The organism is Stenotrophomonas sp. SI-NJAU-1, from assembly GCF_020883215.1.
GTDB lineage: Bacteria > Pseudomonadota > Gammaproteobacteria > Xanthomonadales > Xanthomonadaceae > Stenotrophomonas > Stenotrophomonas indicatrix.
The window spans coordinates 1,476,859-1,498,048 of the sequence record NZ_CP086598.1 but is presented as its reverse complement, the minus strand read 5'-3'; the positions used below and the strand labels follow the sequence as shown (position 1 = coordinate 1,498,048).

Annotated in this window: 18 protein-coding genes and 1 pseudogene; 10 read left to right on the top strand and 9 right to left on the bottom strand. The window is 65.8% G+C overall.

Going from position 1 to position 21,190, the window contains the following annotated elements; genetic code table 11:
• Positions 1-4: 4 nt before the first annotated feature.
• The 4 genes from LMF57_RS06885 to LMF57_RS06870 all read left to right on the top strand — a co-directional run bounded on the left by LMF57_RS06885 (position 5) and on the right by LMF57_RS06870 (position 3,829).
• Positions 5-592, top strand: a complete 588-nt coding sequence (locus LMF57_RS06885) for a hypothetical protein (RefSeq protein WP_208082034.1) — start codon at positions 5-7, stop codon at positions 590-592.
• A gap of 64 nt (positions 593-656) precedes the next feature.
• Positions 657-1,538, top strand: a complete 882-nt coding sequence (locus LMF57_RS06880) for a transporter associated domain-containing protein (RefSeq protein ID WP_229291141.1) — start codon at positions 657-659, stop codon at positions 1,536-1,538.
• A complete protein-coding gene (locus LMF57_RS06875; RefSeq protein ID WP_208082035.1) occupies positions 1,535-2,776 on the top strand; it encodes a DUF4105 domain-containing protein in 1,242 nt (413 codons plus the stop codon). Before LMF57_RS06880 ends, LMF57_RS06875 begins: the two co-directional genes overlap by 4 nt.
• A gap of 6 nt (positions 2,777-2,782) precedes the next feature.
• On the top strand, positions 2,783-3,829 hold the full coding sequence (locus tag LMF57_RS06870) for a magnesium and cobalt transport protein CorA (RefSeq protein ID WP_229291140.1): 1,047 nt from the start codon (positions 2,783-2,785) through the stop codon (positions 3,827-3,829).
• 140 nt (positions 3,830-3,969) lie between these two features.
• Here the strand turns inward: LMF57_RS06870 and LMF57_RS06865 are convergent, their stop codons facing one another.
• From LMF57_RS06865 to potA, 4 genes are all read right to left on the bottom strand, one after another.
• A complete protein-coding gene (locus LMF57_RS06865; protein WP_032975683.1) occupies positions 3,970-5,334 on the bottom strand; it encodes an NAD-dependent succinate-semialdehyde dehydrogenase in 1,365 nt (454 codons plus the stop codon).
• Positions 5,335-5,397: 63 nt separating this feature from the next.
• Complete coding sequence (locus tag LMF57_RS06860; RefSeq protein ID WP_093817808.1) at positions 5,398-6,240, bottom strand: ABC transporter permease subunit; 843 nt, start codon at positions 6,238-6,240, stop codon at positions 5,398-5,400.
• Positions 6,237-7,169, bottom strand: a complete 933-nt coding sequence (locus LMF57_RS06855) for an ABC transporter permease subunit (protein WP_080149305.1) — start codon at positions 7,167-7,169, stop codon at positions 6,237-6,239. The genes LMF57_RS06860 and LMF57_RS06855 overlap by 4 nt, the downstream gene beginning before the upstream one ends.
• Positions 7,166-8,302 carry a polyamine ABC transporter ATP-binding protein gene (gene potA, locus LMF57_RS06850; RefSeq protein WP_093817806.1) on the bottom strand — a complete coding sequence of 379 codons (1,137 nt, stop codon included), beginning with the start codon at positions 8,300-8,302 and terminating at the stop codon, positions 7,166-7,168. The genes LMF57_RS06855 and potA overlap by 4 nt, the downstream gene beginning before the upstream one ends.
• 275 nt (positions 8,303-8,577) lie before the next feature.
• Between potA and LMF57_RS06845 the strand changes: the two genes are divergently transcribed.
• Positions 8,578-9,978, top strand: a complete 1,401-nt coding sequence (locus LMF57_RS06845; RefSeq protein WP_229291369.1) for an NAD(P)/FAD-dependent oxidoreductase — start codon at positions 8,578-8,580, stop codon at positions 9,976-9,978.
• A gap of 56 nt (positions 9,979-10,034) precedes the next feature.
• Here LMF57_RS06845 and LMF57_RS06840 read toward each other — a convergent pair whose 3' ends face one another.
• The 3 genes from LMF57_RS06840 to LMF57_RS06830 all read right to left on the bottom strand — a co-directional run bounded on the left by LMF57_RS06840 (position 10,035) and on the right by LMF57_RS06830 (position 13,388).
• Positions 10,035-11,144 carry a polyamine ABC transporter substrate-binding protein gene (locus tag LMF57_RS06840; RefSeq protein ID WP_117309948.1) on the bottom strand — a complete coding sequence of 370 codons (1,110 nt, stop codon included), beginning with the start codon at positions 11,142-11,144 and terminating at the stop codon, positions 10,035-10,037.
• Positions 11,145-11,235: 91 nt separating this feature from the next.
• Positions 11,236-12,630, bottom strand: coding sequence for a glutamine synthetase family protein (locus LMF57_RS06835; RefSeq protein ID WP_025875326.1), 1,395 nt, complete (start codon positions 12,628-12,630; stop codon positions 11,236-11,238).
• Positions 12,627-13,388 (bottom strand): gamma-glutamyl-gamma-aminobutyrate hydrolase family protein, encoded by a 762-nt coding sequence (locus LMF57_RS06830; protein WP_208082188.1) that lies wholly within the window; start codon positions 13,386-13,388, stop codon positions 12,627-12,629. Before LMF57_RS06830 ends, LMF57_RS06835 begins: the two co-directional genes overlap by 4 nt.
• A gap of 200 nt (positions 13,389-13,588) precedes the next feature.
• Between LMF57_RS06830 and LMF57_RS06825 the strand changes: the two genes are divergently transcribed.
• On the top strand, positions 13,589-14,827 hold the full coding sequence (locus LMF57_RS06825; RefSeq protein ID WP_229291368.1) for an FAD-binding oxidoreductase: 1,239 nt from the start codon (positions 13,589-13,591) through the stop codon (positions 14,825-14,827).
• Between the two features lie 198 nt (positions 14,828-15,025).
• On the top strand, positions 15,026-16,609 hold the full coding sequence (locus tag LMF57_RS06820; RefSeq protein ID WP_117309945.1) for an MASE1 domain-containing protein: 1,584 nt from the start codon (positions 15,026-15,028) through the stop codon (positions 16,607-16,609).
• Positions 16,610-16,748: 139 nt separating this feature from the next.
• Here LMF57_RS06820 and LMF57_RS06815 read toward each other — a convergent pair whose 3' ends face one another.
• Positions 16,749-17,243 (bottom strand): hypothetical protein, encoded by a 495-nt coding sequence (locus tag LMF57_RS06815; protein WP_229291139.1) that lies wholly within the window; start codon positions 17,241-17,243, stop codon positions 16,749-16,751.
• A gap of 381 nt (positions 17,244-17,624) precedes the next feature.
• Between LMF57_RS06815 and LMF57_RS06810 the strand changes: the two are divergent.
• The 3 genes and pseudogenes from LMF57_RS06810 to LMF57_RS06800 all read left to right on the top strand — a co-directional run.
• A pseudogene (locus LMF57_RS06810) lies at positions 17,625-17,903 on the top strand (hypothetical protein); the annotation flags it as partial.
• Between the two features lie 94 nt (positions 17,904-17,997).
• The gene (locus LMF57_RS06805; RefSeq protein WP_229291367.1) at positions 17,998-19,341 is read left to right on the top strand and encodes a diguanylate cyclase; all 1,344 of its coding nucleotides are present in this window, start codon (positions 17,998-18,000) and stop codon (positions 19,339-19,341) included.
• 85 nt (positions 19,342-19,426) lie between these two features.
• Positions 19,427-19,888: a bacteriohemerythrin gene (locus LMF57_RS06800; protein ID WP_025875341.1), complete on the top strand. Its 462-nt coding sequence runs from the start codon at positions 19,427-19,429 to the stop codon at positions 19,886-19,888.
• On the opposite strand, the gene LMF57_RS06795 is transcribed toward LMF57_RS06800, so the two are convergent.
• Positions 19,889-21,169: an MFS transporter gene (locus LMF57_RS06795; RefSeq protein ID WP_229291138.1), complete on the bottom strand. Its 1,281-nt coding sequence runs from the start codon at positions 21,167-21,169 to the stop codon at positions 19,889-19,891.
• Positions 21,170-21,190 lie beyond the last annotated feature (21 nt).

The window sequence follows — 21,190 nt, the reverse complement described above, 5'->3', positions numbered from 1 at the left end:
TACCATGCTCCGGTTTCCTTCCATCGCGGACCTTCTGCCTGTGCTGCTGCGTACTGCCCTGCCCCTGCTGCTCGTTGCCTCCACCGCTTCCGCCGCGCCACTGGACCTGCCTGCGCTGATCGAATGCCGCCAGGGCGTGGCCGAGCACGCCGCGCTGGCACCGCTGCTGGCCGATCCGCTGAAGGCCGTGGCGCATGGCCTGCAGCCGCTGCCGCAGGGCAACCAGTTCATGAGCGAGTACCGCCTGGCCGGCCCGATCACCGTGTTCGGCCAGCAGACCGAGCGTGTGGCCGTGGCCGGCGCCAGCATCATGGCCGTGCTCGACCAGGCCGATCCGCGGCCGCTGGCCAAGCAGCTGGCCCTGGAGATCGGCTACGACCAGGACGGCAAGTTCATGGCCGGGCGCGAGCTGGTCAGCCGCGATGTGACCGACCCGAAGACCGGGGAGGCGCAGATCGAGTCGATCATCCTCAGCGTATCCACCGTCGCCAGCCACCCCGGCAGGACCCTGGCCGGCTGCACCTACAGCCTGGACCTGCCGGCCGAGGACGAGGGCCCGGCCGCCACCGCCCCGGCGGCCGGCGGTCACTGACAGGCCCCCACATCCTGCTAGACTTGGGCCATCGCCCGGCCTGCCGGGTGCCTTTTTTCCAGAGATGTCAGAAGACGACAGTAGTAGCTCCTCCGTGGAGCACAGTGAAAAGAAGCGCGGCTGGCTTGAACGCCTGACGTCTGCTTTTTCCGGCGAACCCCACACCCGCGACGAGCTGGTCGCTGTCCTGCACACCGCGCAGGAAGAAGGGTTGATCGCCGCCGATACCCTGAAGATGATGGAAGGTGCCATTTCGGTGGCCGAGCTGACCGTGGGCGACGTGATGATCTCGCGTTCGCAGATGGTCTCGCTGCCGGTCGAGGCGCCCTTCCTGGAGCTGATGAAGCAGGTGGTCGAGTCCGGCCATTCGCGCTTCCCGGTGCATGGCGAGAACAAGGACGACATCCTCGGCGTGTTGCTGGCCAAGGACCTGCTGCGCGGCGTGGTTGCCGACAACGGTCCCGGCAACGTGCGCGAACTGCTGCGCCCGGCGGTGCTGATTCCGGAAGCAAAGAAGCTCAACGTGCTGCTGAAGGAATTCCGCCTGTCGCGCAACCACATGGCGATCGTGGTGGACGAGTACGGCGGTGTCGCCGGCCTGGTCACCATCGAGGACGTGCTGGAGCAGATCGTCGGCGAGATCGACGACGAACACGACGAGGCCGAGGATTTCTCCGCGCAGATCGCCATCCAGGCCGATGGCCAGTACGTGGTCGATGCACTGACGCCGATCGGCGATTTCAACGAGCGCTTCGGTGCCAGCTTCTCCGATGAAGACTACGACACCATCGGCGGCCTGGTGACCGAAGCGGTGGGCCATCTGCCGGAAGTCGGTGACGAACTGGCGCTGGACCGTTTCATGTTCCGTGTGGCCCGTGCCGATGCGCGCCGGGTGCAGGCCTTCCATGTAACGGTGCTGGCACCGGACGCGCAGGACGACGCTTGAAGCACCGTGGCCTGATCCTGACGGTGTGGCTGGCGGTGTGCGTGCTGGCCACGACCCTGCCACTGACCGCGTTCGCGCAGGCGGCGCCACCGGCCGTTTCGACGGCCAGTGATGCCCCTGCCCCGCGCGTTGGTGTGGTCACCATGCAGCCCGGCACCGTGTTCTTCGAGCGCTTCGGCCACGATGCCATCGTCGTGCTGGACCCGGTGAGCGGCGAGGCGATCTCGTACAACTTCGGCTACTTCGATCCGTCCGAACAGGATTTCATCGGCCGCTTCGTGCGTGGCGACATGATGTATTACCTGGTGGCGCTGCCACTGCAGCAGGACCTGTCGTACTACGACGAGACCGGCCGCGGTGCCAGCGTGCAGTGGCTGGATATCACCCCTGACCAGGCGCGCTCGCTGGCCGCCGACCTGGCCGAACGGGCCAAGCCGGAAAACGCGCGCTACCACTACGATTACTACACCGCCAACTGCGCCACGATGGTGCGCGACACGCTCGACAAGGCTCTGGGCGGCGGGCTGCATTCACAGCTGTCGGGCCGTTCGCGTGGCAACACCTATCGCAGCGAGTCGGTACGGCTGGCGTCCCCGGCCCCGTGGATGTGGCTGGGCTTCGATATCGGCCTGGGCCCGTTTGCCGACCAGCCGCTGTCGCGCTGGCAGGAAGCCTTCGTGCCGATGCGCCTGGCCGATGCCCTGCGGCAGGCCCGCAACAGCGACGGCCGCCCGCTGGTGCAGTCCGAGCAGGAACTGCTGCCGCACCGCATCGACCCCGAACCGAAGGAATTCGCGCGCCACTGGTGGCCGTGGCTGCTGTGTGGCCTGGTGATTGCAGCGGGCGTACTGGCGCTGCGCAGGCGTACGCGCCTGCTGGCCGGCCTGGCCCTGCCGCTGTGGCTGCTGTGCACCATCGCCGGTGGCCTGCTGGTGTTCCTGTGGGGCTTCAGCACGCACTACGCTGCCTGGGCCAACCGCAACCTGCTGCTGCTGTCGCCGCTGTGCGTGCTGCTGTTGCCGGGGGCGATCCGCCTGCTGCGGCGGCGCGTGCCCGGCCGCATGTTCAGGATCGTGCTGTGGCTGGTGGCGGTGCAGGCGGTGGCTGCCCTGGTGCTGCACTGGCTGAGCCTGCAGGCGCAGTACAACGTGCAGTGGATCGTGCTGCTGCTGCCGGTCCACGCGGCGCTGGCCTGGGTGCTGGGGCGCCGTCCTCACTTGTCGGAAACGCAGCACTGACGCACGATGGCGGGCATGTCATTGCCCGCCCCACTGCCCGCCCCACTGCCCGCCCCTGCTGCCGCCTCCGCCGCAGCCAATCCCACCTGCGTCATCAACTGCGTCCACTACGATGACGACGGCAAACGCCACGACATCAGCCTGGATGCCATCAGCGATGTCATCGCCAGCAACAATGGTTTCGTCTGGGTCGGCCTGTACGATCCGAACGAAGACGTGCTGCTGAAGCTGCAGGAAGAATTCTGCCTGCACGACCTGGCCGTCGAAGATGCGCGCAACGCGCACCAGCGCCCCAAGGTGGAGGCCTACGGCAACTCGTTGTTCGTGGTGGTGACCACCGCGCAGATGGTTGACGAGCGCATCCAGTACGGCGAGACCCACGCCTTCCTCGGCCCACGGTTCCTGGTGACCGTGCGCCATGGCGCCTCGCTCTCGTACGCACCGGTGCGCGCGCGCGTGGAGCGCGAACCACAGCTGCTGAAGATGGGCCCCTCGTACTGCCTGTACGCCGTGGCCGACTTCGTGGTCGACAATTACCTGCCCATCACCAACCGCTTCCGCGACACCCTGGAACTGCTGGAAAAGGACATCTTCGCCGACAGCTACAAGCGCAGCACGGTGGTGCGCCTGTATGAGCTCAAGCGCGAGTTGAACAAGATGCGGATGGCGGTGGCGCCACTGCAGGATGTACTGGCACAGCTGCGCCGCTACCAGGGCGAGCTGTTCCCGGACGAAGTGAAGCTGTATATCCGCGACGTGCACGACCATGCGGTACGCATCAGCGATGTCATCGACACGCTGCGCGAGATGCTGGGTACGGCCCTGAGCGTTAACCTGTCACTGGTGACGCTGGCCCAGGGCGAGACGGTGAAACGGCTGGGTGCTTGGGCCGCGCTGCTGGCCGCACCGACGCTGATCACCAGTTGGTATGGCATGAATTTCAGCCATATGCCGGAACTGAACCAGCCGTGGGCCTACCCGCTGATGATCGTCGCTGTCGGTGGCATCTGCGTTGGCCTGTACCGGCTGTTCAAGCGGGTAAAGTGGCTGTAGGGCGTATCGACCAACGGTCGATACCCACCGGACCGGTAGGCCACGACCGTTGGTCGTGGCACATGACCTGCCTTGGGTAGTGCCGGCCGCTGGCCGGCAACCAGGCAATGCCGGCCAGCGACCGGCACTACCGTTGGGAATCAAGCCACGTAGATGGTCTTGATGTTCATGAACTCATGGATGCCGTGGTCGGCCAGTTCACGGCCGAAACCTGATTCCTTGCTGCCGCCGAACGGCAACCGGGCATCGCTCTTGACGATGGCGTTGACGAAGGCCGCGCCGCATTCCATGCGCTGGGCGAAGGACTCGCCACGCACCGGGTCACGCGTCCACACGCTGCCGCCGAGGCCGAAGCGGGTGTCGTTGGCCACGCGCAGCGCTTCGGCTTCATCCTTGACCCGGATGACGGCAGCGACCGGCCCGAACAGTTCTTCGTCATAGGCGGGCATGCCCGGCCCCACCTGGTCGAGCACGCTGGCCGGGTAGCCCGCATGCGAACCGGCGATCGGTTCGCCGCCGATCAGCACCCGCGCACCTTTGGCGACGCTGGCCTGCACCTGCTTGTGCAGTTCGTCGCGCAGGTCGGCACGGGCCATCGGCGCCAGTGTGGTGCCGCGCTCGTTCGGGTCGCCGTACTGACGCTCGCCCGCGGCCTCGACGAAGCGCCGGGTGAATTCATCGGCCACCGCTTCAACCACGATGAAGCGCTTGGCGGCAATGCAGGTCTGGCCACTGTTGTCGAAGCGCGACTTCACCGCGGCGGCAACCGCCTTGTCCAGGTCGGCATCATCGAGCACCACGAAGGCGTCGCTGCCGCCCAGCTCCATCACCGACTTCTTCAACTGGCTGCCCGCATTGGACGCGATGGAGCGCCCTGCCCGCTCGCTGCCGGTCAGGGTGACTGCCTTCACCCGTGCATCGCGCAGTACGTCGGCCGCCTGGTCGTTGTCGATGTGCAGCACGTCGAACACACCGTCCGGCAGGCCGCCATCGCGGCACACCGCCAGGATCAGGTCGGCGCACTGCGGCACGTTGCTGGCATGCTTGAGCAGCGCCACGTTGCCGGCCATGAACGCCGGGGCCAGGAAGCGGAACACCTGCCAGATCGGGAAATTCCACGGCATCACCGCGAACACGCAGCCGATCGGTTCATAGCGCACGTAACTGCGCTGGGCCTCGGTATCGATCAGCTGCGGCTTCAGGTAATCGGCGGCGTGGTCGGCATAGAACTCACAGGTGGTCGCGCACTTTTCCACTTCGGCCAGGGCCTCGGCCTTCAGCTTGCCCATCTCGCTGGTCATGGCCTGCTGCAGGTCATCGCGGCGCGCACGCAGCTGGCCGGCAATCTGCTTGAGGATCGCCCCGCGATCCTGCAGCGAGCGCTCGGCCCAGCGTGGGAACGCCTCGGCTGCGGCCTGCAGGCGCTGCTCGATGGCAGCGGCATCCATCAGCTCATGGCGGTAGGTCACCTGGCCGGTGGCCGGGTTGATGATCTCGACGGTCATGGGGGATCTCCATCAGGTAGACCCCCATTGTGCGCCGGCCGCCGTGAGCCGGATGTTGCCGGCTCAGCCGTTGTCCTGGCGGGCCAGCTGCAGGTCGCGCTGGCGTCGCTTCTCCGCACGCGCATTGATGTACCAGCCGATCACCGCAGCAATGGACACTGCAGACACCAGCAGCGTGGCCAGCGCATTGATCTTCGGGCTGATGCCCATGCGAACCGAGGCGAACACCTTCATCGGCAGCGTGGTCGAGCCCGGCGTGGCAACGAAGCTGGCCACCACCACGTCATCCAGCGACAGGGTGAACGCCAGCAGCCAACCGGCCACCAGCGCCGGGGCGATGATCGGCAGGGTGATGCGGGTGAACACGGTCAGCCGGCTCGCGCCGAGATCCATCGCCGCTTCTTCCAGCGACAGGTCCATCTCCTGCAGGCGCGAGGACACCACCACGGTGACGAAGCACAGGGTGAAGGTGACGTGGGCGATCCAGATGGTGGCCAGGCCGCGCGCCGGGAAGCCAGGTATCGCGCCCATCGAGGCCAGCAGCGCCATCAGCGAGAAGCCGAGGATCACATCCGGCATCACCAGCGGCGCGGTCACCAGCGCACCGAAGAACGGCTTGCCGCGGAAACGCTTGAAGCGGGTCATCACCATTGCCGCCAGCGTGCCGAGCACGGTGGCGGTACAGGCGGTCCAGAACGCGACCACCAGGCTGGTCCACATCGCCTCCATCAGCGCGCGGTCGGCAAACAGGTCGCTGTAGGCACGGGTGGAAAACCCGGCCCAGACCATGGCCAACCGCGAGCTGTTGAACGAATAGAACATCAACAGCAGGATCGGCAGGTACAGGAAAGCGAAACCGAGCAGCAGCACGCCCAGGCCCAGGCCCTTGGCAGAACGCGGGCTCATGCCTGCTTCCCTTCCAGCAACCGCTGCTGGGATCGGTTGAACAGCAGGATCGGCACCAGCAGCAACAGGATCATCGCCGCCGCCATCGCCGAGGCGCCCGGCCAGTTGCGGTTGTTGAAGAACTCGTTCCACAGCTGTCGGCCAACCATCAGCGTTTCCGAGCCACCGAGCATTTCCGGAATCACGAATTCACCGATCGCCGGGATCATCACCAGCATGCAGCCGGCGATGATGCCCGCCTTCGACAGCGGCAGGGTGATGCGCAGGAACGCCTGCCACGGCTTGGCGCCGAGGTCGTAGGCTGCTTCCAGCAGTCGGTGGTCATGCTTGACCAGGTTGGCGTACAGCGGCAGCACCATGAACGGCAGATAGCAGTACACGATGCCGATGTAGGCCGCAGTCGGGGTGTCGATCAGCTGCAGTTTCGGCAGGCCCATCGAGGTCATCAGCGACTGCAGGCCGGTGTACTGCAGGAACTGGTCGAGCAGGCCGTTGCGGTCCAGGATCGCTTTCCATGCATAGACGCGGATCAGGAACGAGGTCCAGGACGGCAGCACCACCAGCATCATCGCCACGTTGCGCGCGGCCGGCGACAGGCGGGCGATGGCATAGGCCATCGGATAGCCGATCAGCAGGGTGAGGAAGGTCGAGATCGCGGCGATCCTGATCGAGCTCAGGAACGCCTGCGCATAGATCGAATCACGGAACAGCGCCAGGTAGTTCTCGAGGTTGAGCTTGAGCGAGAGCCCACCATCGACGTACTGCAGCAGCCAGGTGTACGGCGGCGAGCCGACCCGGCTGTGCGAGAAACTGATCATCAGCACGATCAGGAACGGCACGGCGAAGAACAGCAGCAGCCACAGGTACGGAATGCCGATCACCGTGGCACGCAGCCCCGGCAGCCAGCGCTTCAGGCCGGCGGCGCTCATGAGGTCAGCACCACGCCGTCGTTGTCGCGCCAGTGCACCCACACCTGGTCGCCCCAGGTCAGGCCATCACTGGCCCAGCGCTGCGAGTTGGCGAAGTTGGCCAGCACCTTGGCGCCGCTGGGCAGGCGCACGTGGTAGACCGAATGGCTGCCGAAGTAGGCGATGTCCTCGATCACGCCCTGCGCCTTGTTGGTGTGCCCTTCCGGCTCGTCCTTGCCGATCATCACCTTCTCCGGGCGCAGCGCGAACGCGACCGGCTGCCCTTCATAGCAGGTGATGCCATGGGCGATGTAGACCGGCGCCGGGAACAACGGCGAGCGCACGGTCACGTATTCGGGCAGGTCCTCGTCGATCACCCCGTCGAACAGGTTGACCGAACCGATGAACTCGGCAACGAAGCGGTTGGCCGGCTGCTCGTAGACCTCATCGGGCTTGCCGACCTGCTGGATCCAGCCGGCGTCCATCACCGCGATGCGGGTGGCCATGGTCATCGCCTCTTCCTGGTCGTGGGTGACCATCACGCAGGTCACGCCCGACGACTCGATGATGCTGACCAGCTCCAGCTGCATCTGCGAGCGCAGCTTCTTGTCCAGCGCGCCCATCGGTTCGTCCAGCAGCAGCAGCTTGGGCCCCTTGGCCAGCGACCGCGCCAGCGCCACGCGCTGCTGCTGGCCGCCGGACAGCTGGTGCGGCTTGCGCTTGCCAAGATGGCCCATCTGCACCAGGTCGAGCATCTCGCCCACGCGCTTGGCGATGGCCTCGCGGCCGAGTCCGTCCTGCTTCAGGCCGAAGGCGATGTTCTGCTCCACGGTCATGTGCGGGAACAGCGCATAGGACTGGAACATCATGTTGACCGGCCGCTGGTACGGCGGCAGCGCGTCCATCCGCTGGCCATCGACGGTGATGCTGCCCTTGGTGGGTGTCTCGAAGCCGCCCAGGCAGCGCAGCAGGGTCGACTTGCCGCTGCCAGAGCCACCGAGCAGCGCGAATATCTCGCCCTTGCGGACGTCCAGGTTGACGTCGTCGACGGCGACGAAGCCATCGAATTCCTTGCGCAGATCACGAATGGAGAGATAGCCGGGCACACCGGTCGCTTCGACGACGGCGGCTTCCGGCTGGGCTTCAACGGGCATGGGGGCTCCGGGAGCGGGCGGTGGACAGCGGCCGCCATTCTAACGGCCGGGGGCCGATGGGGATATGACGACGGCGGGCGGGAAGGCGCCGCTGGCCGTCCTGGAGTACCGGACCGGTGTCGGGTTTGGCCCGCAAATGGCGCACTCCAGGCGCAACACGCGCCCCCCTGCGTGGCCGTTGCCTGGTGTTTCCGCCTTGGCCTGCGGGTGCCGCGCCGAATCTGCAACGTTTTTCAGAACCGGGAGCCTTGATCGCCCGCCACTACCCCGTCGCAATCCCCAGGATCGAGGCCGACCATGGACGAACACGCGTGACATCCGCAGACACTTCTGTCTTCGCCCCACCCGCCCCCCAGCCCTCGTCAGCTGATCGGCTGGAGGTGGCCATCATCGGCGCCGGCCAGGCCGGGCTGTCACTCAGCGCGGTCCTGCAGGAGGCCGGCGTCGCGCATCGCGTACTGGAGGCGGAAACCGTGGGCGCCAGCTGGCGGCGGCGCTGGGATTCCTTCCAGACCAACACCGCCAACGCGACGATGGCCCTGCATGGCCACGCCTATGCGGGCGACGACCCGGAGGGCTTCATGGCCGCACCGGAAGTGATCCAGCGGCTTCGCGACTACGCCAGCGAAAGGTCACTGCCGATCCACGAAGGCTGCGCGGTCCTGCGTGTCACGCCCAAGGCGGGCGGCTACGCCATCGAATGCAGCCGCGGACCGATCCAGGCCGCTGCGGTGGTGGTGGCCACCGGCGAATACGGCCGTCCCCGGATGCCCCGCGTTCCCTTTGCGCCCGGGCCGGCACTGGCGGTACTGCACTCCAGCAGCTACCGCAATTGCCGGCAGCTTCCCGACGGCGCGGTGCTGGTCATCGGCGGCGGCCAGTCCGGCGCGCAGATTGCCCAGGATCTCCGCGCCAGCGGCCGCAACGTGTATTGGTCGCTGGCCGAGCGCCATTCGCATACGCGCCGGCTGCGCGGCAAGGATTCGATGACCTGGTGGGACATGGCCGGACGCATCCACCAGCATGTGAGTGAATCGGCCGGGGTACTCGCCGGGGAGCCGGACGCGCTGCGCAAGGCCCGGACCGCAGAGTTCCCGCTGATTTCCGGCAAGGGACGCGCAGGCCTGGGCAGCTCGATCAGCCTGCTGTCGATGCATCGCGAGGGCATCACACTGCTGGGCCGCCTGCAGGGCTTGGACGCGGACATCGCGCGCTTCGCCGATGTCCGCCCACAGCTGCGCACGGCGGTCGAGGCGACGCGGGCCGAGTACGCCTATCTCGATTCACTGGCAAGCGGGTACTACGCCACGCGGCCCGAACCGCGCACCGACGACGCCCGCTACATTCCCGAAGAGGTGTACCTGCACTGGGAGCCGGACGCATCGCCGCGCGAACTGGATCTGAACGCTGCCGGCATCCGCTCGGTTGTCCTCGCCACGGGCTTCGTCGCCGAATGGCCGTGGCTGCATGTGGACGGCGTGCTGGACGAACACGGGTACCCGCTCGGCGAGTTCGGTGTCTCCCCGCAGCCTGGCCTGTTCTTCATCGGCATGCACAACCTGCAGCGGATGAGCTCATCATTCCTGTGCAACGGCGGTCGCGATGCGCGCGACCTGTTGCCCGCCATCCTGCGGCACCTTGGCCGGGCCGGTGGTGCCGCTTCCGGGAAGGGCTGAGGCCATCCGCCGGGCATGGCCCGGCGCTACCACTTTCTTCCAGCGGGCAGGACCGCTTACCTGCCGGTCTTCACCTCGGTCCACAGCCGGGTGTAGAGCTTGTCGGTCTCCGGCGTGTTGATCGAATAGGTGAACATCTTCGCGGCCACGTCGGCCGGCGGGTAGATGGTCGGGTCGGTGCGGATCGCCTCGTCCACCAGCGGGGTCGCGGTCGGCACCGGGTTGCCGTAGTGGATGAAGTTGGTGTTGGCCGCGGCCACCTTCGGTTCCAGCAGGTAGTTGATGAACGCGTAGGCCGCTTCCGGGTGCTTGGCATCCTTCGGGATGGCCAGCATGTCGAACCACTGCGGCGCGCCTTCCTTCGGGATCGAGTAGGCCACGTGCACGCCGTTGCTGGCTTCCTCGGCGCGGTCGCGGGCCTGGATGATGTCACCCGACCAGCCCACCACCAGGCAGGTGCCGCCGTTGGCCAGCGAGCCCACGTACTGCGAGGAGTGGAAGTTCTGCACGTACGGGCGGATCGACTTCAGCAGGTCGGCCGCCTTCTGCAGGTCGGCCGGATCGCCGCTGTGCGGGTCCAGGCCCAGGTAATGCAGCGCGATCGGAATCATGTCCGCCGGCGTGTCCAGGATGGTCACGCCGCAGTCCTTCATCTTGCTGATGTTTTCCGGCTTGAACACCAGGTCCCAGCTGTTGGCGATGTCGGTGCTGCCACCGAAGCGCTCCTTCAACATGTCCACGTTGTAGCCGATGCCGGTGGTGCCGATCATGTACGGCACACCATACTGGTTGCCCGGATCCTGGGTGGCGATGCGCTTCATCACCTCCGGGTCGAGGTTGGCCAGGTTCGGGATCTTCGACTTGTCCAGCGGCAGGAACACGCCGGCCTGGATCTGCCGGCCGAAGAAGTTCAGCGTCGGCACCACCACGTCGTAGCCGCTGTTGCCGGCCAGCAGCTTGGTCTCGACCATCTCGTCGCTGTCGAACACATCGTAGGTGACCTTGATCCCGCTCTGCTTCTCGAAGTTGGGGATGGTGTCTTCGGCGATGTAGTCGCTGTAGTTGTAGACGTTCAGGACCTGGCTGTCCTGTCCGCCGCCGTTGCCGCCGCCACAGGCGGAAAGCATGGCGGAGGCCAGGCCGAGCGTGAGGATACGCAGCTTCATCGGGTGCTCCAGAATGCGGAAAGGGGGGCCGGCCGGGCCGGCGACGGGTGCCAGCCTACCCCCCGGCGAGGGATTTTTCTATTCGCGGCCTTCACACGTTCAGCAGCAGGAACTCGCGCTCCCACGAACTGATCACGCGGAAGAAGGTCTCGTATTCCTTGCGCTTGACCGAGGTGTAGGCGCGGCAGAAGCGCTCGCCGAGCAGGGCCTGCAGCTCGCTGCACTGCTCCAGCCCGTCCAGCGCTTCACCCAGCGAACGCGGCAGGTCGTAGCCCAGTTCCTTGGCACTGCCGGTCACCGGCGCATCCGGCGCCAGGCGCTCACGGATGCCGAGCAGCCCGCAGGCCAGGGTCGCGGCCATCGCCAGGTAAGGGTTGGCATCGGAGCCGGCAAAGCGGCTTTCCACCCGCATGTTCTCCGGCGTATCCAGCGGCACCCGCAGGCCGCAGGTGCGGTTGTCGAAGCCCCAGTGCACGTTGCTCGGCGAGACCTCACCGAACACCAGGCGCCGGTAGGAATTCACGTTCGGCGCGAAGAACGCCATGGCCATCGGCACATATTTCTGCAGGCCGGCCAGGTAATGGGCGAACAACGGACTGAAATCCTCACCACCGTGCTCGCCGGTGAACACGTTCTGGCCATCGCTGATGCGCAGCAGGCTCTGGTGGATGTGCATCGCACTGCCCGGCTCGTTCTCCATCGGCTTGGCCAGGAAGGTGGCATACACCCCATGGCGCATCGCCGATTCGCGCATGGTGCGCTTGAACAGGAACACCTGGTCGGCCAGATCCATCGCATTGGCGTGGGTGAAGTTGACCTCCAGCTGCGCTGCGCCGGATTCGTGGATCAGCGTATCCACGTCCAGCTTCATCGCATCGCAGTAGTCGTACATCAGGTCGAGGATCGGATCGAACTCGTTGACCGCGTCGATCGAGTACGACTGCCTTGCCGTTTCCGGGCGGCCGGAGCGGCCCGCCGGTGGCAGCAGCGGAAAATCCGGATCGGTGTTCTTCTGCACCAGGAAGAATTCCAGCTCGGGCGCGACCACTGGCCGCAGGCCGAGCTCGGTATAGGCATCCAGCACCCGGCGCAGCACGTTGCGCGGCGCCAGCTCATGCGGCTCGCCGTTCTTGGTGTAGCAGTCATGGATGACCTGCGCGGTCGGGTCGGTCGCCCACGGCACCATGCGCACGGTGTCCGGGTCGGGGCGCAGGATCATGTCCGAGTCCGACGGCGAGGTCAGGTCGTAGTAATCGTCCGGAAATTCGCCGGTGACGGTGGTCGCGAAGATGCCTTCGGGCAGGCGCGTGCCGTAATCGTGCGAGAACTTGTCGGCCGGGATGATCTTGCCGCGCGCATTGCCGGTGATGTCCGGAACCAGGCACTCGACCTCGGTGATGCGCCGCTCCTTCAGCCAGCGCAGCAGGCTGCTTTCCTGCGGGGGCGGGGGCGTGGCCGTCTTGCGCGGGCGCGTTCGGGAACTCATGGGGATTCCAGTCGATTCTGTTGGTGCTGCCGGCAAGCTTGGCCGAACGCACGGAAAATAGCGTGATAGAACGGCGTCTGCATGACACGCCACTCCGGGTGCCACTGTACGCCGAGCACGAATCGATGGCGCGGGCTGCGCGCTGCTTCGACCAGGCCATCATCGGCCCAGGCCTCGATCTGCAGGTCGTCGGCGACCTGCGCGATGCCCTGCCCGTGCACCGAATTGACCTGCACCCGATCGGCGGCACACCACTGCGCCAGCCAACCCCCATCGGCCAGGGTGATCGCGTGGGCCGGCCCATACTGCACCTCCACCGGCGCCTGTGGATCTTCGCGATGGTCGGCCACGCCAGGTACTGCATGTACCTGCGGATGCAGCGCGCCACCGAGCGCCACATTCAATTCCTGGAATCCGCGGCAGATCGCCAGCACGGGTAGATCCATCGCCAGCGCCTCGCGCAGCAGCGCGAACGCAGTGGCGTCGCGCGCCGGGTCATGCCGGTTGCCGTTCCAGGTGCGGCCCCCTTCGTAATGCTGCGGCTCGATGTTGCTGACCGCGCCGGTCAGCAGCAGGCCATCCAGGCCCTGCAGCCAATCGTGCGCCGGCAGCGGCGGCTGCAGGCTCGGCAGCACCAGCGGTGTTGCCTGCGCAGCGTCAACCAACGCACGCACATATTTTTCCCCGGCCACCGCGAAACGATGATGGCGGAGCACGGTGCTGTCGGTGGGCAGGCCCACCCAGGGCAGGCGGCGCATGGGGAAACTCCTTGGCGTGGCATCAAGGTACGCGCCCGGCATCGGCATCGGCAAGCCGCTGCCCTCACACCACGGGCGCCCGGCTTGGGCCAAACTATCGGCGTGAAGCCCGACCGTCCTCCCCCGCTCCGACGCCCTTTCCCGCTTCTGCGAGGCCGCCGGTGAGCGCCGCCTTCCCGCCCAGCTGGTACGCCAGCAGCCTGCCCGAACCGCCCGCATTGCCGCCGTTGCGCGGTGAACTGCATGCCGATGTGGCGATACTGGGCGCCGGCTATACCGGCCTCACCGCCGCCCTGGAACTGGCCCTGCGCGGCCAGCGGGTGGTGGTGCTGGAAGCGCAGCGGATCGGCTGGGGAGCCTCGGGCCGCAATGGTGGCCAGGCGCTGGTCGGCTACGGCTGCGAAGTGGACGAGCTGGAACGCCAACTCGGCCGCGAGGATGCGCGCCGCCTCTTCGACTGGTCGCGCGAGGCGGTACAGGCGATGCGCGCGCGCATCGACCAGCATGGCATCGAGTGCCATTGGGTGGAGGGCCACGCCAGCGTCGCCATCCGCGCACGCCACGAGCGCGACCTGCGCGCCAACTGTGAACACCTGCAGCGACATTACGATTACCCGATGCAGTGGTGGGAGCGCGATACCCTGCGTGGGCAACTGGACAGTCCGCGCTACCGCGCGGCGATGTTCGACCCGCTCAGCGCCCACCTGCATCCGCTGGCCTACGCCCGCGGGCTGGCCGATGCCGCACGCGCAGCCGGGGTGGTCATCCACGAACAATCGCCGGTGACGCGCATTCAACGCGGCGCACATGCGGTGCTGCATACCGACCACGGCAGCGTGCGCGCGCCGCAGCTGGTGGTGGCCGGCAACGCCCTGCTGCAGGGGCTGGTGCCTGAGCTCGAGCGGCGCATCATGCCGGTCGGTACGTATATCGGCGCCAGCGCACCGCTGGGGGCCGAGCGCGCCCGTGCCCTGATCGGCAACAACATGGCGGTCTCCGATACGGCCTGGGCGCTGGACTATTTCCGGCTCAGCCATGACCACCGCCTGCTGTTCGGTGGCCGCGCCAGCTATTCCGCGCTGCCGCCGCCGGGCCTGCACCGGGTGATGCAGCGGCGCATGCACGAGGTGTTCCCGCAACTGGCCGACATCCCGCTGCAGCAGGTCTGGGGCGGTTATGTGGACATCACCCGCAACCGTGCCCCGCACTGGGGCCGGCTGGATGGGAATGTGTACTTCGCGCAGGGCTTCTCCGGCCACGGCGTGGCAGCGGCCGGGCTGGCCGGTGAAGTGATCGCCGAAGCCATCGTTGGCCAGAGCGAGCGGCTGGACGTGTTCCAGCGCCTGCGCCATGGCCCCTTCCCCGGTGGGCGCCTGCTGCGCATGCCACTGCTGGTGGCGGCCATGTCCTGGTACAAGCTGCGGGATGCGTTGTGGTGAGCTGATCAGGAAGCGAGCTGAATCTACCGCCCGCCGAAAACTGTGAAACTCGTCGCCGCCGGCATTCCTGTGATGACTTTCTCACTTGCCGGGCCGAGCGCTGAGGCGATTGCATAATCGAACGCGTGTCGATACCGTCGGTAAGAACCGGGTCCCGCGGCGAATGGATGCTGACAGGGAACGTACTGTGAAGGGGTAGTGCGATTGAACTGGTGGAATGAAGGCCTGCAGCTGAAGTTGCGCATCCATCCGGCAGGACTTGCCTTGGCTGTGCTGTACGCGATTGCCTGCTGGGCCACACGGCAGCTCTCGCTTGATCAGTTCTATCTTCCCGCCGGCGTACGCGTTGCTGCGGTACTGCTCTGCCCACCTCGGCTTTGGCCTTATCTGCTGCTGGGCGAGTATGCCTACTTCGCGCAGATGCGGTATCCAATGATCGAGAAGTATGGTGTGACCTGGGCCGTCCTTGCTTCGGTCTCTCTGATGCCTGCGGTGATGTTCATCACCTATTGGGGCCGCAGGATGATCGCGAACTCGGTCAATGCCCGCCTGCTCGCCATTGCATTGCTGTCCTCCATCGTGGTCACACTTCTGAATGTGAGCTTCTCCCAACTGCTTTGGCCAATGCCACCTGCAGATTCCGCGCTCGCGTTCCTCTCCCGTGCAGTTCGTTTCAGCGTCGGTGATTTCATTGCCATACTTACTGTGGCTCCGCTCGCGCTGCTTTGGGCGAAGCGCAACACCGAACCACTCTGGAGGACCATTTCCACAGGACCCACCGCCGTAGCACTGTCAACGATGACACTTCTTGGCGTTACCGCATCCTTGATTCCAACCGAGGCCAGTACACTCAGGACTTCCCTGCAGCTGCTGATGGGCCTTCCAGCAATTGCTCTGACGTGCTTGCACGGCTGGCGCGGTGCGGCCATCGGGGTGCCCGCGTTGAATCTGATCATTGGCCTGACTACGCCGAAGCCCTATGCAGCGGCCTTCGATGCTTCAACGTTTACGACACAGCAGATCATGGCCATTACGGGTGTAGCGCTGCTGCTGCTCGGCTCCCGCATCAGCCACTACCACCGGCGCTATCAGCTCCGTGAGGTGGGCGAAAAGAACGCCATCAAGCTCGCACGCAGCTCGCACCTTGCGAGCGAATCAGATCTTCGCGAGCGCGCAATTCACCTGCGTAAACTGGGTGATGGCATCGACCTGTCGCTTTCGGAAGTCATCAACTGGCTCAACAGCCACGGGCATTCGGCGATCGCCAGCAGCCTTACGCACACGGCCAATGTGCACTCCCGGCTGTTCCGCGAACAGGCTAGTTTGGTGTATCCCACCGCACTTGAGCAGTTGGGACTGTATGTCGCACTGCAGGCCGGAGGCGTGCGCTCGGCATGGATAGACACGCACCGTGTAACCGAACCGCGCCTAGCCGGTGACCCCTGCCGGCTCAGCCTCGACCTGCAGCTGACGGCATACCGGAGTCTCATCGACGCCGTGTCGTTGCTGTTGAAGAGCGAATCCGGGCAGGTCATCGTGCGGGCGCGCTGCATCAGCGTTGGGCAACAGCGTGGAATTGTCATGACAGCCTCGCTGCTGGATCGGCATCGCGCATTGTCTGGAACCACCGCCAACCTGGTCAGGGAACGGTTGGCCGGGCGTGCGCTGGCGTTTGGTGGCTCCGTCCATTGCCGCCACAACCGCATTGTGATGGTATTGGTAGAGTCAGGCACCACGACACGGCGCGAATCCCCGAAGGGAATTCATTTGGCTCCCGCGTAGCCTTTCCTGCCTGGAAACAGCAGCAGGCAAAACTCTGATCCCAGTCACCCCGGCGTGCCCGGTGTATGGGTGCAGCTGACGAAAGGTTGGCTGAAACCAGTCGACCAGCAGGCGACGCTCGTCCCCTGCTGACCCATGATTACTGCGTTTCGATAGCCCAGACCACGCTCGTACCAGCGCTGTAGCGCACCAGCACGAAACCGTTGCCGCGATAGACCAGCGAACGGACTGCACTGCCTGGCACGGGCAACGACTGGCCCGGCAGTGATACGGGCAACCGCGCATCGCCGGCTGGGAGTACCCAGAAAACGCCACCGGCATTGCCGATGATGAGCTGCACGCGACCAGCGAGGTCATTCACCTGAAAATAGGAAATGCCATCACGCTGGAAACCGTAAACCTGCCACGCAGGATCCTGGCTCAGATTGACCGTTGCAGGGAATGCCTCCCCCAGGCCCCGCTGACTCATACGGATACCGTGATCGTCGGATTGCGCCCAGGCCGACATCGGCAGGCAAGCGGCAATGACCGCTCCCAACGCCACCCCAGCATTAGCTACTCGCATTTTTTCCTCCTCGGTAGAAAATAATGATGAGCGCGATGAAACACCCACCTGGTTGAGCCGGGCACCCACGTCGACGCCCCGCCACACGACCTCTTGCCGCTCCCGGGCAAGCAAGGGCCACTATATGTCTACTGCCCCCCCTTGATACAGAGCAGCACGCATCCGGAAGCGATCTGGATAATTTCGTCCGCTGCTGAAGATCAGGCATCGTCTACCGGCACATCTGCAGGCGCTCAATGCAATCGCAGCAATTGCACGTCCCTTCCTCCGCGGATTGTGTCCGCACCGGAGCTTGGCATTATGCCCCGGAGCAAGTGAGGCTCAGCCTTGGACCGATTCAACAAGACAATTGGGCTGAGTTTCCACCTGTGGCCGGGCAGGCTTGCGCCGTCAGCCGTCTGCGCTACCAGCTGCCTCATCTGGCGCCAGTTCTCGACCGGAAACCCATGCATGCTGGCGGTCTCGCTGCTGCTGGAACTGGAGGCGGGCCAGATCTGTGTACGGACCCGGTGTGGCACGGCCGGTAGCCGCCGTGGCATCGTCGCGGTCGTCGCACTGCTGGACCGTGGCTGTGCGCTGTCCACTGACACGACCCACCAGGCCGTCGAGCGCCTGAGCGGACGGATTCAGGCCTACGGTGGCGCGGTACATTGCCGCAGCAATCGGCTCCGCCTTGCGGTATACGACTCGATTTCCAGTGTGCAGCCGCAGATTCCAACGTCGGCCTGACACACCCGCTGCGTGCCGGTTATCCTGCGCGGCTAAAGTTGCACCTGAAACCGCCGCTATCGGTGCCGAGCCCTCCCACGTGAGCCACCGCATCATGCCCGTCCTGCCGCAGGCCGCTGTCGATGGCGACCTGGCCGATCCGCTGCCGCAGCGCATCCTGCTGGTGGAAAATTCCCGTGCCTTCACCGGCATGCTGCGCGAAGCCATCGAACAGCGCCTGGAACTGCCGGTGGTGGTGGCCAGCTCGCTGGCCGAAGCCGATCGCCTGCTCAGTGAAGAAGGCGGCTGGTTCCTGGTGCTGACCGGGCTGGTACTGGCCGATGGCGACCGCGACGCGGTGGTCGAGTTCTTCCTCAAGCGCAACCTGCCGACCGTGGTGGTCAGCGGCGTGTACGACGAGGACCTGCGCAAGCGCGTGCTGCAGCAGCAGATCATCGATTACGTGCTGAAGAACACTCCGGGCAGCATCGACTATCTGGTCTGGCTGGTGCAGCGTCTGGAACGCAACCGGCGCATCGCCGCGCTGGTGGTGGACGACTCGCCGTCCGCACGCGGCTATGCCGCCGCCCTGCTGCGCATGTACGGTCATGAGGTGTACGAGGCGGCCGATGGCAGCGAAGGCCTGGCAGCGATCGAGGCGCACCCGGCGATCCGCCTGGCCGTGGTCGACCAGGAGATGCCGGGCATGCAGGGCGTGGAGTTCACCCGCCGCCTGCGTACCCTGCGCTCGCGCGACAAGGTGGCGGTGATCGGCATTTCCGGCAATACCGATGCGTCGCTGATTCCGCGCTTCCTGAAGAACGGCGCCAATGACTTCCTGCGCAAACCCTTCTCGCGTGAAGAGTTCTTCTGCCGTGTCTCGCAGAATGTGGACCAGCTGGAACTGATCGGCACGCTGCAGGATCTGGCCACCCGCGATTTCCTCACCGGCCTGCCCAACCGCCGCTGCTTCCTGGAACAGAGCCAGCGCCAGCTGCCGCAACTGCAGCTGCATGGCCAGTGCGTGGCGGTGGCGATGATCGACATCGACCATTTCAAGCACATCAACGACACCCACGGCCACGAAGCGGGTGACGATGCGCTGCGCGCGGTAGCCCGTGCTGTCGGCGACCACGCGCGAAGCCAGGACCTGATCGCGCGCTTCGGCGGCGAGGAATTCTGCCTGCTGGTGCCGGACATGGAACAGGACGAAGCTCTGCTCTATTTCGAGGAGCTGCGCCAGCGCATCGCCGCGCTGGAAGTGGACATCGGCACCGCCACGCTGCGCATGACGGTCAGCATCGGCCTGTGCTGCCTGCGGCCGCAGCGTGATGCGCTGCACCGGCTGATTTCCGAGGCCGATCGCCAGCTGTACCTGGCCAAGGCCGGAGGCCGCAACCGGGTCAGCTGCACCACGGTGGCCAGCCCGCTGCGCCCGCGCGAGACTGCGCTGTCCTGACAGGCATGCCTTGATCCAGATCAACGCCGCCGGTGGGCGGCGCCTCTACAGTCGGCCCCGACATCAGCATGAAGGGGAGCCGGGGATGGCACTACTGGTCTGGCAGGACGATCTGAACATCGGCATCGATGTGATCGATCAGCAACACCGCCGCATCATCGAAATGCTCAACCACCTGCACGTGGCGCAGACCAGCCTGCAGCGGGCAGCGGTGGGCGAAGTGATCGACGAGGTGGTGGACTACACCATGTCGCACTTCGCATTCGAAGAAGAGCTGATGGAAGAAGCGGGCTATCCATTCTGTGCCGCGCACAAGCGCGTGCATGAGGTCTTCATCAAGCGGGTATCGGAATACCGCATGCGCTTCCAGGCCGGTGAGGACATCAGTGACGAGTTGCGCACCATGCTCTCGCGCTGGCTGTTCAACCACATCCGCGGCGACGACCAGGCCTATGCCGAACAGGTCAAGCAGCACCTGAACCAGTTTGCCCGCGAGCACCAGAGCGGCGGCTGGCTGGGCCGCACGCTCAAGCGCTTCTTCGGCTGATCAGCGCTGGCGGCGCTGCAGGGCGAGCAGCGCGCACAGGGTGATCACTGCGGTCAGGCACAGGTAGTAGCCGACCGCGACCAGCCCATAACGCTCGGCCAGCCAGGTCGCCAGGTACGGCGCCGGGGCTGCGCCCAGAATGCCGGCCAGGTTGAACGACAGCGAGGCACCGGTGTAGCGCACTTCCACCGGATAGATTTCGGCCAGGAACGTGCCGCACGGGCCGTAGGTCAGCCCCATCAGGAACAGGCCCAGGCACAGGAACGTCAGTACCAGCCACGGGCTGCCGGGTTGGAACAAAGGCGCGAACAGCACACCGAAGCCGATGATCAGCAGGCTGGCGATGGCCATCGTGCGGCGCGTTCCCCAGCGATCACCGTAGCGCGCCGACAGCGGGATGCCGGCGGCGAAGAACAGCATCGCCACCATCTGCATCAGCAGGAACTGCTCGCGGCTGTAGCCGAGCACGGCGGTGCCATGGCCGAGGCTGAACACCGTCATCAGGTAGAACAGCACGAAGGTGGCGAACGCACCCAGCGTGCCCAGCAGCATCGGCAGCGGATGGTCGCGCAGCACCGTCCACATCGGCAGGCGCACCGGCGCCTTGCGCTCCAGCGCGCGCTTGAAATCCGGCGTCTCGTGGATGTTCAGCCGCACCCACAGGCCAAGGCCGACCAGCAGCGCGCTGGCAACGAAGGGAATGCGCCAGCCCCATTGCAGGAAATCGTCCTGGCCCAGAAAGCGACCGAGCAGCAGAAAGATGCCGGCTGACAGCAGGAAGCCGATCGGTGCACCCAGCTGCGGGAACATGCCGTACCAGGCGCGCTTGCCCTGCGGCGCATTCTCGGTGGCCAGCAGCACCGCCCCACCCCATTCGCCGCCCAGGCCCAGGCCCTGGCCGAAGCGGCACAGCGCCAGCAGTGCCGGCGCCCACAGGCCGATCTGCGCATGGGTGGGCAGCAGACCGATGGCGACCGTGGACAGGCCCATGGTCAGCAGCGCGGCCACCAGGGTGGCCTTGCGGCCGATACGGTCACCGAAGTGGCCAAACACCGCCGAGCCCACCGGGCGTGCGATGAACGCCACCGCGAAGGTGGCCAGGGACTGCAGCAAGGCGGCCTGGTCGCTGCTTTCCGGGAAGAACAGGTGCGGGAACACCAGCACTGCGGCGGTGGCGTAGATGTAGAAGTCGAAGAACTCGATGGTGGTGCCGATCAGGCTGGCCAGCAGGACACGGGGGGGAGAATTCACGGGTGGCGCGGCAGCGGTGATCGTCGACATCGGCAAGGCGGGTAACGGCGG